This window comes from uncultured Bradyrhizobium sp., assembly GCF_936943645.1.
Classification (GTDB): domain Bacteria; phylum Pseudomonadota; class Alphaproteobacteria; order Rhizobiales; family Xanthobacteraceae; genus Bradyrhizobium.
On record NZ_CAKZJO010000040.1, the window covers coordinates 81,653 to 95,757 of the forward strand.

Annotated in this window: 14 protein-coding genes; 8 read left to right on the plus strand and 6 right to left on the minus strand. The window is 65.2% G+C overall.

The annotated features are described in order from the left end of the window. Nucleotides 1-210: 210 nt before the first annotated feature. Together Q0743_RS05220 and Q0743_RS05225 are read left to right on the plus strand one after the other, a co-directional pair. The gene (locus Q0743_RS05220; RefSeq protein ID WP_298240531.1) at nucleotides 211-873 is read left to right on the plus strand and encodes a hypothetical protein; all 663 of its coding nucleotides are present in this window, start codon (nucleotides 211-213) and stop codon (nucleotides 871-873) included. A 117-nt stretch (nucleotides 874-990) separates the two neighbouring features. Next, on the plus strand, nucleotides 991-3,651 hold the full coding sequence (locus tag Q0743_RS05225; RefSeq protein WP_298240514.1) for an EAL domain-containing protein: 2,661 nt from the start codon (nucleotides 991-993) through the stop codon (nucleotides 3,649-3,651). A gap of 54 nt (nucleotides 3,652-3,705) precedes the next feature. Here the strand turns inward: Q0743_RS05225 and Q0743_RS05230 are convergent, their stop codons facing one another. Then, nucleotides 3,706-4,542: a hypothetical protein gene (locus tag Q0743_RS05230; RefSeq protein ID WP_298240515.1), complete on the minus strand. Its 837-nt coding sequence runs from the start codon at nucleotides 4,540-4,542 to the stop codon at nucleotides 3,706-3,708. A 349-nt stretch (nucleotides 4,543-4,891) separates the two neighbouring features. On the opposite strand from Q0743_RS05230, the gene Q0743_RS05235 reads away from it, so the two are divergent. Next, nucleotides 4,892-5,068, plus strand: coding sequence for an EAL domain-containing protein (locus Q0743_RS05235; protein ID WP_298240516.1), 177 nt, complete (start codon nucleotides 4,892-4,894; stop codon nucleotides 5,066-5,068). A 10-nt stretch (nucleotides 5,069-5,078) separates the two neighbouring features. On the opposite strand, the gene Q0743_RS05240 is transcribed toward Q0743_RS05235, so the two are convergent. From Q0743_RS05240 to Q0743_RS05250, 3 genes are all read right to left on the minus strand, one after another. Next, nucleotides 5,079-6,572 (minus strand): acetyl-CoA hydrolase/transferase family protein, encoded by a 1,494-nt coding sequence (locus tag Q0743_RS05240; protein WP_298240532.1) that lies wholly within the window; start codon nucleotides 6,570-6,572, stop codon nucleotides 5,079-5,081. A gap of 286 nt (nucleotides 6,573-6,858) precedes the next feature. Further along, nucleotides 6,859-6,981 (minus strand): hypothetical protein, encoded by a 123-nt coding sequence (locus Q0743_RS05245; protein WP_283806835.1) that lies wholly within the window; start codon nucleotides 6,979-6,981, stop codon nucleotides 6,859-6,861. A gap of 101 nt (nucleotides 6,982-7,082) precedes the next feature. Beyond that, entirely contained in the window at nucleotides 7,083-7,259 is a 177-nt protein-coding gene (locus Q0743_RS05250; protein ID WP_298240517.1) for a hypothetical protein, read from the minus strand. 138 nt (nucleotides 7,260-7,397) lie between these two features. Between Q0743_RS05250 and Q0743_RS05255 the strand changes: the two genes are divergently transcribed. The 3 genes from Q0743_RS05255 to Q0743_RS05265 all read left to right on the plus strand — a co-directional run bounded on the left by Q0743_RS05255 (nucleotide 7,398) and on the right by Q0743_RS05265 (nucleotide 9,032). Further along, complete coding sequence (locus Q0743_RS05255; RefSeq protein ID WP_298240518.1) at nucleotides 7,398-7,529, plus strand: hypothetical protein; 132 nt, start codon at nucleotides 7,398-7,400, stop codon at nucleotides 7,527-7,529. 127 nt (nucleotides 7,530-7,656) lie between these two features. Further along, a complete protein-coding gene (locus Q0743_RS05260; protein WP_298240519.1) occupies nucleotides 7,657-8,799 on the plus strand; it encodes a lactonase family protein in 1,143 nt (380 codons plus the stop codon). A gap of 62 nt (nucleotides 8,800-8,861) precedes the next feature. Further along, a complete protein-coding gene (locus Q0743_RS05265) occupies nucleotides 8,862-9,032 on the plus strand; it encodes a hypothetical protein (protein ID WP_298240520.1) in 171 nt (56 codons plus the stop codon). Nucleotides 9,033-9,041: 9 nt separating this feature from the next. On the opposite strand, the gene Q0743_RS05270 is transcribed toward Q0743_RS05265, so the two are convergent. After that, entirely contained in the window at nucleotides 9,042-9,653 is a 612-nt protein-coding gene (locus Q0743_RS05270) for a PAS domain-containing protein (RefSeq protein ID WP_298240521.1), read from the minus strand. Between the two features lie 303 nt (nucleotides 9,654-9,956). Here Q0743_RS05270 and Q0743_RS05275 point away from each other — a divergent pair, with 303 nt between their 5' ends. Further along, entirely contained in the window at nucleotides 9,957-10,847 is an 891-nt protein-coding gene (locus Q0743_RS05275; RefSeq protein ID WP_298240522.1) for an HlyD family efflux transporter periplasmic adaptor subunit, read from the plus strand. A gap of 187 nt (nucleotides 10,848-11,034) precedes the next feature. Here the strand turns inward: Q0743_RS05275 and Q0743_RS05280 are convergent, their stop codons facing one another. Then, the gene (locus tag Q0743_RS05280) at nucleotides 11,035-11,883 is read right to left on the minus strand and encodes a caspase family protein (RefSeq protein ID WP_298240523.1); all 849 of its coding nucleotides are present in this window, start codon (nucleotides 11,881-11,883) and stop codon (nucleotides 11,035-11,037) included. A 435-nt stretch (nucleotides 11,884-12,318) separates the two neighbouring features. On the opposite strand from Q0743_RS05280, the gene Q0743_RS05285 reads away from it, so the two are divergent. Beyond that, nucleotides 12,319-14,046: a hypothetical protein gene (locus tag Q0743_RS05285; protein WP_298240524.1), complete on the plus strand. Its 1,728-nt coding sequence runs from the start codon at nucleotides 12,319-12,321 to the stop codon at nucleotides 14,044-14,046. Nucleotides 14,047-14,105: the final 59 nt, after the last annotated feature.

The window sequence follows — 14,105 nt, forward strand, 5'->3', positions numbered from 1 at the left end:
CGAGGCCGGCAAGGTGCGCCGATTTGGCTGCGGCAGCAAGACGGTCGATGGGATGAGTGCGCCGTCCCCGCACCATCAGGATGAACCGGCGCCACCCCACGGGCGTCCAATCACTCGAGGCCGCATTGCGGCAATTTTTTTGAGGATTTTTCCGTGACCCCATTTCGCCGTACCGCCCCGATTCTGACCCTTGGAAGTCTGACCCTCGGGATGCTTGCCCTGGCGCTCGCCGCTTCCCCCGCGCTTTCCGCCTCCGGCCCGCCGCCGGGCTACGTCCTCACCGACAATGCCGATCTCGCCTTCACCTCGCCCGACGGCGCCACCAAGCTCGAGCAGTACATGAAGGACAGCGAAGACCTGTTCGACGTCAAATGGCAGGTCTGGGCGCGGCGCGGCGACCAGATGACGGAGTTGAAGCCGGAGCAGGGCTATGGCGCCGGCTTCCGCTTCACCAGCGACTCGCAATGGCTGGTGCGGATGCAGAAGACCGGCTCGGGCTCGCAGGATCTCTTTCTCTACCATGTCGAGAACGGCGCCTTCGTCAACGCAACCAAGAAGTCGCTCAGCGACCTCGCCTGGGCCTATTTCCATAGCCGGCCCGACACGAAGAACATGAAGCTCGACTACCACATCTCGGCCAATCTGATGAAAGGCACCGAGACCGCCTATCGCTGGCTCGGCGTCGACTGGCCCCACAACCGCTACCTCGTGATCTCGCTGTCGGGCGAAATGGACAAGCATCCCAAGAACGTCGCCGTGAAGGGGCTGGCCGACTGGAAATGCCGCTACGACCTCAAGACCGGCACGTTCGACGTCCCCAAGATGTTCGCCAAGGGCAATACGGAGGCGCTGAACTGGGAGATCAAGCGGTGAGGATCGCCCTCGCTGGAACCAAGCCTCTGATTTCACTCCGATTCATCTTTCACTAACCTTCGATGGTAACGGGGTCTTTCGGGTTTTGCTGCATCTTGCATCCCACGGGAGGGCTGGATGGGCACATCGATCCGATGGACCGCGCGCATGCGCGCGCTGCTCCGTCGCTGGCGGGGAGCGCCACTGACATGGCTGATCGTCGGCGGCTTCGTGCTGATGGCCGCGACCGCCGTCGGCACCGCGCTCACCGTCGACCGCTTCCGGCAGAATGCGATCGAGAGCGGCCGCGACAGCCTTGAAAGCTCCGTCCGGCTGCTGGCCCGGCATTTCGACCGCGAGTTCGAGGATTTCGCGGTGCTCCAGAAGAGCATCATCACCGAGCTCGAGAGCCGCGGCATCGAATCCGCGGACGTGTTCCGCAGCGAGATGGGCACGCTGGCCATGCACGAGGTGCTGCGTGCGAAGGCCAGCGGCTGGTCCGACGTTGCCGGCGCCAATCTGTTCGATTCCAGGGGCCTGCTGATCAACTCGTCGCGGCGCTGGCCGGTCGCCGACATCTCGGTCGCCGACCGCTCCTATTTCAACCGCCTCAAGAACGATCCGGCTGCGCAAGAGGAAGTGGAGGTCGTGCCCGGGCGGTTCGGCAACGGACCGGCGATCGTGTTCGCGCGGCGTGTTTCCGGTCCTCATGGCGAGTTTCTCGGTATCGTCTCGCGCGCGATCGCGCCGGAGCAGCTCGAATCCTTCTTCGCCTCGACCGGGCTCGGCGAGGACTCCTCGATCGCGATGCACCACCAGAACGGCCAGTTGCTCGCGCGCATTCCGCATGTCGACGCGATGATCGGCCAGAACTTCCGCAACGGCACGCCGGAACAGATGGCGGTGTTCGAACGCACCTTCGTTTCCACGCGGCTCGCGAGCCCGATCGACGGCAAGGACCGCATCGTCGCCTCGCGCCTGCTCGCCGGCGAGCCGCTGGTCGTGGTCGCGACCAAGTCGCTGGACGCGGCGCTCGCGACCTGGCGCACGCAAACGAAATTCTTCGTCACCGTCGCCGTGCTGTCGATCGGCCTTCTGGTGCTCACGCTGTTCCTGATCTTCCGCCAGGTGACCAACCGGCTCTCGCTCGAGAAGCAACGGCTCGACACCGCGATGGACACGATGACGCAAGGTCTCCTGATGTTCGATCAGGACGAGCGGCTGATCGTCTGCAATCGGCGCTACATCGAGATGTACGGCCTGTCCGCCGAACTGGTGAAGCCCGGCGTCCATTTCCGCGACGTGATCCAGCATCGTCATGACACCGGCTCCTTCCACGGCGACGTCGAATCCTATTGCGACGACATCCTCAGCAATATCGGACGCTTCCAGAACACCATCGTGGAGACCGCCGACGGCCGCCTGATCGAGATCAAGAACCAGCCCGGCGCCGCCGGCGGCTGGCTCGCGACCCATGACGACGTCACCGCGCGCATCCGCGCCGACGAGCGCATCGCGCATATGGCGCATTACGACGCGCTGACCGACCTGCCCAACCGCGTGCTGATGCGCGGGCATCTGGAGCGGCGCGTTGCCGAGCTCGGCGAGGGCAAGCCGTTCGCCATCCTGTATATCGACGTCGACGAATTCAAGGGTGTCAACGATTCGCTCGGGCACGAGGTCGGCGACGAGCTGCTGCGCCAGGTGGCGAACCGCCTGCGCGCCTGCGTTTCCGGCAACGACCTCGTCGCGCGGCTCGGAGGCGACGAGTTTGCCATCGTCAAGGCCGGCTGCCGCGATCCGGCCGAGCTGGCCGCGCTGGCGGAGAACATCCTCAAGGCATTGCGCACGCCGGTGGATTGCAGGGGACAGGACGTCCCGACCGACGCGAGCATCGGCATCGCGATCGCGCCCGACCACGGCGACAATCCCGACGACCTGCTCAAGCGCGCCGATCTTGCGATGTACGCGGCGAAGTCGGAAGGACGCCGCACCTATCGCATCTTCACGGGCGAATACGACGCCAAGGCGCGGCTGCGCCGCCAGCTCGAGCTCGACCTGCGCCAGGCGCTGGCGCGCGGCGAGTTCGAGGTGCACTACCAGCCGCTGGTCGATCTCGCGGCCAATGTCGTGACCGGCTGCGAGGCGCTGCTGCGCTGGCGCCATCCGGAGCGCGGCATGATCTCGCCGGCGGATTTCATTCCCGTGGCGGAAGACACCGGACTGATCGGCGAGATCGGAGAATGGGTCTTGAGGCAGGCCTGCAGCGAGGCCGCATCATGGCCCGGCCAGATTCACATCGCCGTCAACGTCTCGCCGGTGCAATTCCGCTCGCGGACGCTGGCGCTCAAGGTCGCAGCTGCTCTCGCGGAGTCGGGCCTTGCGCCCGGACGACTCGAGCTCGAGATCACCGAGACCGTGCTGATCCGCGACGACGAGGAGGCGCTGACGATCCTGCAGCAGCTGCGCGAGCTCGGCGTGCGCATCGCGCTCGATGATTTCGGCACCGGCTATTCGTCGCTGAGCTATCTGCACCGCTTCCCGTTCGACAAGATCAAGATCGACCGCAGCTTCATCAGCGACATCGGCGAGCCCGAGGATTCCTCGCCGATCGTGCAGGCCGTGGTGCACATGGCCGCGGCGCGCCGCATGGCGACGACCGCCGAAGGCGTCGAGACCGAGGCCCAGCGCGAGGTGCTGCGGCAGCTCGGATGCAGCCAGATGCAGGGCTGGCTGTTCAGCCCGGCCGTTCCGGCACCGAAACTGAAGCAGTTGCTGGCGACGCAGGCGGCGGCTTAGCGCGGCAGCGGAAAATGACCTCCCGGCCTTGGAAGACCGAGAGGTCGTTCGCCTCTATCCCGCGCGTTGGCCCGGGACCAGGAGCGGCGACCTTCCCGGATACTCGTTCAGCCGCTTGTCCGCCTGCAGATGATCATGGCGCGAGCCAAGCACGACAGGGCGCTTCAAAACCTTCTCGTCGAAGCTTGTCGTCACGTCACCCGCCGCAATCTGGCCGTTCGCGTCCATCCTGGCGACGACGTTTGCAATCACGCCTTTCTTCTCGGAACGCCAAGTCTGATGGACATCGCCCGAGGTCGATACCAGAATCTGCTCGCCGTAGGTCCGATACGAACACGCGCATTCGTCCCGTTCGGCCACGGCGCTCATCCTGAACTTGCCGACGTCGAGACCCAGCGTCGCAAAAAAGCGGCTGAGGCGATACGCCAAGGCCAGGTTGCCGTTGTCCTCGAACTTCAGGTGCATGAGCGTGTCGTCGCGGCCGATCGGCATCCCGTCGACGAACTCGCCCGGGCCGGCCCACACCATGAAATCGGTCTTGTGCGTGGTCCGGTCAAACCAGGCCAGAGCAAGCGGCCACGCCCCGTCGACAAGAAGATTGGCCACGCGCTTGCCGACCGCCGAGGCGGCGCCCGCCACCAGCCCACCAATGATCGGCTTGGAAAGCTTGCCGCGATCCTCAGGCACGAAATCCTCGACTCGCGCGCCCAAGGTCGACAGATTTTCGGCGACTGCAGCCCGACCGCCGACAACGAGGCCGCCACTCAACGGCACCGCCGCCACAGCAACCAGGCTCAAGACGGCAACAGCGGCGGTCGCGCGCCAGATGCGCTTCCATGCGGACGATTCGTTGAACGTCGGAGGAGCGTCCTCTATATTGAGCAAGGTCATCTGCTGATCCCGTCCTGAGTTGATGCTGCGCGCCGTGCGGTAGCCGCCAGGCAACTGCGAAATCAGATGAGCCGGAGGCCGATGGGGCCCCCGGCCATCCGTGTTCAGCAATCCGCCTTCACTTCGCTGGTCATGTTCGGCTCCATCGATCCAACACACGCACGACAAACAACGCGCCGAAAAGAATGGGTGTGCGCTGGCGGCGATCAATCCTCCTGATTGGAAGCCCCCCGCGGCAATGGGCCGCGGCCATCTCGCTTGCGGGGCGCCTTCGGCGACCGTCCAAAACGGCTTGACAGCCGAACGCGACACGGGGGCGCCCAACACGACACGACTTGGATTCGCTGGCTTGAGGATTTCGATCGGGCCCGCGACTGTGAGTGTGACCGCCGAAGGCGTCGAGACCGAGGCCCAGCGCGAGGTGCTGCGGCAGCTCGGATGCAGCCAGATGCAGGGCTGGCTGTTCAGCCCGGCGGTGCCGGCGGGGAAATTGAAGCAATTGCTGGCAGCGCAGGCGGCGGCCTGAGACGCATTCTTCAGCTCGAAGCCTTGATCATGCGGAAGGCTTCGTCGAGCAGATGCGGCGTGTGCTTTCCGGGCGCGAGCCTGCAGGCGCGATCGAAATAATCCTGCAGCGCCGGCCGGAACGAGGGATGCGCCGCATTGTCGATGATGCTCGCCGCGCGCTGCTTCGGCGACAGCCCGCGCAGATCGGCGAGGCCCTGCTCGGTCACGATGATCTGCACGTCATGCTCGGTGTGATCGACATGCGTGACCATCGGCACGATGGCCGAGATCGATCCGCCCTTCGCGGTCGACGGCGTCATGAAGATCGAGAGATAGGCGTTGCGGGAGAAATCGCCGGAGCCGCCGATGCCGTTCATGATGGCGGTGCCGCGAATATGGGTCGAGTTGACGTTGCCGTAGATGTCGGCCTCGATCATGCCGTTCATGGCGATGACGCCGAGCCGCCGGATGACTTCCGGATGGTTCGAGATCTCCTGCGTGCGCAGCACGATCTTGTGCTTCAGCCGGTCGATCTCGCTGTTGAATTGCCGGTTCGCGTCCGCGCTGAGCGACAGCGCCGTGGCGGAAGCGAGCATCATGCGATCCGAGCGCAACAGGTTCAGCATGCCGTCCTGCAGCACCTCGGTATACGCGGTCAACCGGCCGAACGGACCGTCATCGAGACCCGCCATCACGGCATTGGCGACGTTGCCGACGCCGGACTGGATCGGCAGCAGTTCCGGCGGCAGCCTGCCGCGGCGAACCTCATGGCTGAAAAACTCGAGAACATGGCCGGCGATCGCCTTTGACGTCGCGTCGGGCGCGGTGAAGGTCGTGTCGCGATCGTGAGCATTGGTCTCGACCACGGCAATCACCTTGTTCGGATCGCAGCGGAACGTGGTCTCGCCGATCCTGTCGCCGGGCGAGACGATGGGAATGGGCTTGCGATGCGGCGGCAGCCTCGTGCCGTAGTAGATGTCGTGCATGCCATGCAGGGCCGTGCTGACGCCGGAATTGACCTCGAGGATGATGCGGTCGGCCTGATCCAGCCAGGTCTTGTTGTTGCCGACGGAGGCCGAGGGCACCAGGCTGCCGTCCGGCAGGATGGCGACGACCTCGATCAGCGCGACATCGAGATGTCCGAGAAAGCCGAACCAGGCGAACTGCGCGACATGGCTGAGATGAATGTCGATGTAGTCCATCGCGCCGGCATTGATGCGTTCGCGCGTGACCGGATCGGACTGATAGGGCAGGCGCAACTCTATGCCGTCGACCTTGGCGAGGGCGCCGTCCAGCTCGGGTGCGGTCGAGGCGCCGGTCCACACGCCGATCCGAAGCTGGTCGCCGCGCGCATGCGTCTGCTCGATCCGGCGCGCCAGCGCCATCGGAACGGCCTTCGGATGCCCGGATCCGGTGAAGCCGCTCATGCCGACATTCGCGCCGTGTGGCACCAGCGTCGCGGCCTCGTCAGCCGACATGATTTTCGAACGGAACGCCGGCGACGCAATTCGCGAATGATCGATCGACACTTCAACCTCATGGATTGCGCGAATTCTCCATGAAATGAGCTGTGCCTACATGATCTAGGTCAAACGCCGGACGCAGGGCTTGCTCGCGCGGCACGCAGGCCCGTCGTCACGATCTGTTGCGGGGGTGCGGGGCGCCGCGGTTGCGGTGGCAGTGATCGTCGCAAGCGCGGAGGACGAGGTCCGGAAACGGAGGCGAATCCAGACCGGACCTCGGACCGCGAACGTCACTGCTGAGGCGAAGCCGCGATCAGGTCAACAACGTCTCGGCGGATGCGATGGTTCACATCGGCCGTCTGGCAGCCTGCACTTCGACGAATTCGGAGTCGGGGTGGCTGACGATGGTGGCGACCCAGATGCCGCTGATGATCAGCGACCAGGCGGTGTCCCAATAGATCCAAAACACGAGCCAGCCTCCGTTTTCATCTCGCGCCTGCGGGACCGGGTAACGGCAAAGCGACCCGGCCGTTCCCGACGCGAGGCGCGGCACGACCGCGCGGCGAAGCGCTATCTTGGTTTGGTCGGCGGCGAGGCGGGATCGGTTTGGCCGGTGTGGCGCTTTGCCACGACGTCCTCATCGCGCTCGCCCTGGCGCGGGCGCGGCGGCGGCTTCGGCTGGCCGGCCTGGCCGCCGTGCTTGCCACCCATGTCGGGCTTACCTTCGAGATCGTTTTCGCGGGGCATGCGGATTCAATTCGTTCGCGCGGCTTTGGTTCGCATTGCGCAGGCCGATTTCGCTGTGAACGAGTTCATAGGATTGCCGCGGTTTGCGGTGCACGATCGAGCGCCCGGGACCTTCATGACGCGGACGAATTCAGCCAGATGCGCAAACGGCTCATCACCTGGACCATCCTGACATCCGCGCTGGTTGCGGTCGGCGTCTGGACCGTGCTCGGACCGCCGGCGCATCCCGCCGGTCCGCATCTGCCCTCGCGCACGGCGGCGGTGCGGTAGCCTTCCTTGGCGACCGATACAATTTCGGCATCGATCAATCCCAATTGGAATTTGGTGCGGCGGAGCGCTGCCCGCTATCCTCGCCGGCAAAACGACAATGCCGCGACGCGGCCTTCAGGAGGAGCCCATGTTGAGTCCAACCCGACGCATCGCATCGAACGTGCCGCGCGCTGCGATCGCCACCACCCTGTTCGCTGTCCTCACTCTCATTTCTGGAGTCCGTGCCGGCATGGCCGAGACCTTCGCCTATGTCGGCAACGCCGACAGCAATGACATCAGCGTGTTCAAGATGGCCGAGAACGGCGAGATGATTCCGGTGCAGACGGCCGCCTTCAAGGGTGTCGAGAAGCCCGGCTCCTCGACACCGCTCGCGATCACGCCGGACCACCGCGTGCTGATTGCCGGCGTGCGCTCGCAGCCCTACCTCGCCGTGAGCTTTGCGATCGATCCCAAAACGGGCCAGCTCAACCCGATCGGCAACGGTCCGCTCGCCGACAGCATGGCCAATATCGCGGTCGATCGCAGCGGCAAGTTCCTGTTCAGCGCCTCCTATGGCGGCAACAAGGTCGCGCTGAATCCGCTCGGCGCAAACGGCGTCGCCAGCGAGCCGAAGCAGGTGATCCCGACCGGGCTGAACGCGCACGCCTTCCTGCCCTCGCCCGACAACCGCTTCGTGTTCGCGACCAATCTCGGCTCCGACCAGGTGCTGGCCTTTGCGTTCGATGCCACATCGGGCTCGCTGACGCCGAGCGACCCGCCGGCCCACAAGGTGCCGGAGAAATCGGGGCCGCGGCACTTCGTATTCCACCCCAATGGCAAGTTCGTCTATCTCGTCCACGAGCTGAACGGCGACGTCGCCGCGTTCAGCTACGAGGCCAGGAGCGGCGCGTGGGACGAGATCCAGCGCACCACCGCGCTGCCGGAAGGCTTCTCGGGAAAGGACCCTGATAAGAAGCCCTGGGCCGCCGACATCCACATCACTCCGGACGGCCGCTTCCTCTACGCCTCCGAGCGCACCACCAACACGCTCACCGCCTACAAGGTGGACGGATCAAGCGGCAAGCTGACCACGATCGGCAGCGTGCCGACCGAGAAGCAGCCGCGCGGCTTCCATATCGACCCCTCTGGCCGCTACCTCGCCGCGGTCGGCGAGCTCTCCGACAGCATGACGGTCTACGCGATCGACCAGGGCAGCGGTGCGCTGGCCAGGCTGAAATCCTATCCGACCGGCAAGAAGCCGAACTGGGTGGAGTTCCTGACCCTGCCGTGAGGGGCCGACCTACGTAAACATCCGTAATTTCGGAAGGCACAGCTTACCGTCATATCAGGGGCATGGACCGTCAGATCGTTTTTAAATGCCCCCAGACCGGCATGAACGTGCAGCATCGGATCAACGACGAGCCGGCCGACCGCACGCATGTGTCGGTATCTTGTCCGGCCTGCACGCGGTTGCATCTGATCGACCGGGCCAGCGGCAAGCTGCTGGGCGACCGCCGCGGCTGACAGGCCGTCTTACGGCCGCCCGGTGATTTGCGCCGTGACGTCCTCGACATGGTGCAGCAGGTAGACCAGATGGCCCGCCGTGTCGTGGACCGGCGAGTTGATCGGCTGCCAATGGCGCTCGACGAAGACGCCATCGGGATTGCGGATGTCGTAGCGCTGGATCGCCATGGCATGCGCCCGGCTTGTTTCGCCGACGATCCTCAAGCTGCTGTAGAGATTGCTGACGCCGTCGGCGAGCGGATCGTCGGGATTATCGGGGAATATCTCGAACAGCGACCGGCCCACGACAGCGGCCCGCTCCGTCAGGGTTGCCGAGGCATAGGCATCGTTGATGTCGATGATCACGAGCCCCGGGCCGGGGTCCAGCAGCATGTAGGGATGCGGCGAGGCATCGAATTCGGGCTGGAATTGCCGCCGGATCATCTCTGCATCACCGTGCTGCCGCCGTCGCTGCTCGAGGGGCGTCGCATCGGCACCTGAAGCCGCCGAGTTCAGCAGCGCCAATTGGCGCTTCGCCGATGCCAGCAGGCCCCGCACGGTGTTCTGAACCGTCGGATCGGTCGCTTCATGGAGCAACCGTTCGAAATGAACGATGTTCTGCTCGCAGACGAACCGTTGCATTCCATCTCAACCATGAGCTGTGCGGCGGACAATGCCGCGGCATCCTGATACTAGTTCCATACAGGCGGGTCTGGCACATGAGAAGACCGTGAGAGTCCGCACTTTGGGAGTAGGGCCGGCCGCTTCCCCCCGCCCGTAAGACGCGAACCTGTTGCTTAATCCCGCGACTAATCAAAGGCTTGTTCATCAAGACCTGGCCCCGACGGCCTGCGGCGGCGGCCCTATTGTCAGGGCCACCGGTGCCGTAGTCCGCGCTCCCGCCATCTGCTATCGATTGGAGACATAGCTCCCGTGGAATTTCCGATGCGACATTTCCCCCGTGCCGTTGTTCGAAGCCTGTATCCCGCAGCCGTGGCCGGCCTGCTGGTCCTCGGTCAGTCTCCGGCCAGCGCCGCCGACGACGAGGCGCCCAAGGGGCCGGCGGTCACGGTGCTGAAGGTCGCCAAATCCTGCTTCTCCGACATCGTCGAGGCCACCGGCACGATCATCGCGCGCGAGGAAACCTCGGTGCGGCCCGAACGTCCGGGCCTCAAGGTCACGGACGTGCTGGCGGAAGCCGGCGACACCACCACCGCGGGCCAGGTGCTGGCGCGGCTCGCGCTCCCCGAGGGCGGGACGCTGCAGGTCACCGCGCCCGTGGCCGGCGTGATCGCGACGTCGACGGCGCAGATCGGCAATTTCGCCTCGGCCAAGGGAGAGGCGTTGTTCACGATCGTGGCGCGCAGCGAATATGATCTCGTCGGCCTCGTGGCCACCACCGATGTGCGCAAGCTCGCCGTCAACCAGACCGCGACCGTGCGGATCGCGGGCGCCGGCGACCTCGAGGGCAAGGTGCGCCGCATCGGCCCGACCGTCGAGCCCAACATCCAGCAGGGCATGGTCTATATCGGCATCTCCTCGCAGAAGCGGTTGCTGCTGAAGGCGAGCGGGCGTGCGCTGATCAAGACCGGGCAGAGCTGCAACGTCGCGGTGCCGCTGACGGCAGTGCAATATTCATCCGCCGGCACCGTGGTCCAGGTGATCCGCCGCAACCGCGTCGAGACCAAGCGTGTCGAGGTCGGCTTGATGTCGGGCGGCAATATCGAGATCCGCGACGGCCTCAACGACGGCGATGTCGTCGTCGCCCGCGCCGGTGCGCTCTTGCGCGAAGGCGATCCCGTGCGTCCGGTGATGGCCGCGGAAGCGGCGAAGTAGGCAATTCCGACCGGTGATGCCCCTTACCCTCACCTGGAGGGGGAGGGTCGCTTCGCATGCAGCGTAGCGAAATGCGCAGCGGGGTGGGGTGATCTCTCGACACGGGCAATGTTCGTGGGGAGAGATCACCCCACCCCGCTCGCGCTTGCGCGCGATCGACCCTCCCCCTCCAGGGGAGAGTAAGAAACTAGCCGCCGGCTTCGCCGAAATGGACGTCCTCGAGCAGCGAGGAGGAGACGGTCGGGACCTGATCGCCTTCGCTGGCGCGAGAGATGGCGACGCGGGTCTTGTTGAAGACGCTCTCGGCGCTGCCCTTGGCATTGAGGTTGTTCAGGAACTCGCCGACCAGCACGCTGTGCTCGCCCTTGCCGTCGTCGACGACCTTGCCGGGCGAGGCGGATGAGAGGATCAGCGCATTGTCGGACGCGCTGATCGGCGCGAGACCGTGGCTGTAGGAGCGGAAGCGGCGCTCGTAGGGGTTACGGCGGGAGGCGTCGACGACGACGAGCTTGGCCTTGGCACCCTGCTCCTTCATCATGTCGAGCACGCCGTCGATCGAGACGCCCTGGCGGCGGACGTCGCTTTCCTTCCAGATCACGGCATCGACCGGCAGCATGTAGCTCTGGCGGCCGGCCTGCACGCCGTAGCCGCCGAAGAACAGCATGACGACGGTGTCGCGCTTGATCCGGGACTTCAGGCGGTTCACGGCGCGGACCATGTCGTCCTTGGTCGCGTCTTCGACCATGTCGACGTCAAAACCGTTCTTGCGAAGGGACGAGGACAGCGCGCGGGCGTCGTTGATCGACTGCGTCAGCGGCGCGCTGGCGTCGGGATAATGTCCATTGCCGATGACGAGCGCGAGGCGCGAGCTCTGACCGATCGAACCGGTGATCTGGTCGGTCGAGACGGCCTTGGCGGCGTCGATAGCGCGCATGTTGAGGGCAGCATGGGCGCCGATCACGAGCGACACCGTGCCGATCAGGGCTGCGGCCACTGCGATGGTGCGTCGGGAAATGTCGAGCTGCCTTAAATTCATCTCGCTTCATTCCTGTCAGTGCCAAAGACCAGCCAAGCGCGCGCACACTGTTTGAGTAGCGCGATAGCGTCTTTAGGTTTGAGGGATTGGCCGGGGATGTGCCCCCGAATTGCGCGCAATTTGCGGCGCCGCACCAAACAAACCCTTAACCGGATATCGCCTCCCCGGCAATAGATTGCCCAAAACTTGATCTAAGCCGCTGAATATATTGGTTAATTTGCCTGCCCAGATTTGTGCATTTTTTCCTCCCGGAGCACTCTTCGAGCCTCCATCATGCAGCCTTCGTGCCGACCTTTTCCGTGAGTATCGTCACATTTGTATTTCCCGCGAATCCGGGTAGCCTTTTCAACGACTTGCAGGGGGTGGCGCGGGGCTGGGAGCGCGCTGGCCGGCCCCCGGCCAAACCCCGCCGAAGTCTCCGCGACCAGGTATTTCATGAGCTTTCAATATTTTGCCGGCGCCGCCTGCCGGGCGCTGCTGGCGCCGAAGGACGGCCCTTCTCTTTACGATGTCTGCGATCCCGTATTGTCTGCGACCGCCGGCGGCGATCCGCATCTGGCCAAATTCTACAAGACCGCGCTCGGCAATCCCGCACTGCGGGTGCTGCTCAGGCGGGCCGGGCTGCCCGAGCTGCGTGACGAGGCAAGGCTGACGGCGCTGCGCGCGGCGCTGGCTCGCGCCCGCGACGAGGCCGAGCCCGACTGGGCGGCGGTCGGCCAGCCGGTCGCCGATCTCGTCGACAGCATCGCGCTCGACCATCCCAAGCCGCCGCCGGCGATGTTCACCGGCTCGGCGCCGCCGCAAGCGCAGATCGACGGCGCGATCCGCGACTGCGCGCAGCATCTGCTCGGCTCGTACCGCCGCAACGGCTTTCTGCCCACCTATGCCGCCTTCAACCTGATCGGCGATCCCGACTTTCGGGGGCGGGAACTGATCATGGCGCTCACGGGCCTCAACGCCCGCGGCTACAAGAACTCCTCGCTGCTGTTCAACCTCGCCCGCGTCTTCATCGCGCGCTCGAAGGCCGCCGCCGTCGTCAATCCGCCCTGGCGCGGGATTGCCGAGCCGATGTGGGAGCCGGTGCAGATCCGTCACCGCTCGGCCTATTACGATGCGTTCTTCATCGAGGCACTGCTGAGCTATGGCGAGACCGGGCTCGCCTCGCCGGCCGACAAGGTTGCAGCAGAGCGCGCCATCGCCGACATGGTGGATTTCTGCGTCAACATCAGCCGCGAAGAGGTCGAGGGCATCGACGGCGCGCGCTTCAACGTCGTCACTGCGCTGGCGCCCGCGCCGCATCCGCGCTTCTCGCGCTATTTCGCGCAGATCAAGCAGGACCTCGGCTTCGGCATCTATGTGCCGGATTGCGACACCACGGCGTGCTCGATCTCGGCCGCGACCCAGGCCGGCTGTACCGACGCGATCATCGACCAGCCGCTGCTCGACTTCTACAGCGGCTATCAGGTGCAGGCCGGCGTCAACGAACCGCGCGTGACCGTGCCGCTCAACGACAACATCGACTATGAGGGTGGGGTTGCGACCTGGATCGACAACCTCAGGGGCGAGCGGCCCTACGGCAACGATCTCGATCCGACGCTCAATCTCGACATTCTCGAGGTGAGCTTTCGCAACCTCGCGCGCTGGAAAGTTCTGGAGACGCCGTCGCGGCTCGCCACGGTGCATCGCATCATCGGTTTCCAGAAGCGGCTGGCCGCGAGCGGCGCGTTCGCCAATCCGCGCTCGCACATCTACTACCTGCCGGAGCTCTACAGCGCCTATTTCGGTCGCTGCTACGCCGCCTTCCTGGCGCTGCCGCTGGCGGCGCAGGCCGCGATCGACCCGAACGGCGATTTCGACTTCATCCGTCATCGCGTGCTGTCCTACGTCAAGGGCGAGCTGATGGCCGCGGAGATGAACGTGTTCGACGCGGCGCTGGCGCTGATCGCGCTCGGCCATCTCGGCGCCGACCCGCGCGCCTTCGCACCGGCGCTGAACGTGATCGTCGCCAGCCTCGGCGAAGGCGGCCGCCGCGGCCCGTTCTGCGCCTATGAATGGAACAAGATGAAGACGCCGACGCGGATCCTGGTGGGCGGGCCGGAGGTGACCTCGGCCTTCGTGCTGATGGGACTGGCGGTGGCGAAGCGGGCGATGGCGCGGGGGTGATGTGTCCTCTTACCCTCCCCTGGAGGGGGAGGGTCGATCGCGCGTAGCGCGAGCGGGGT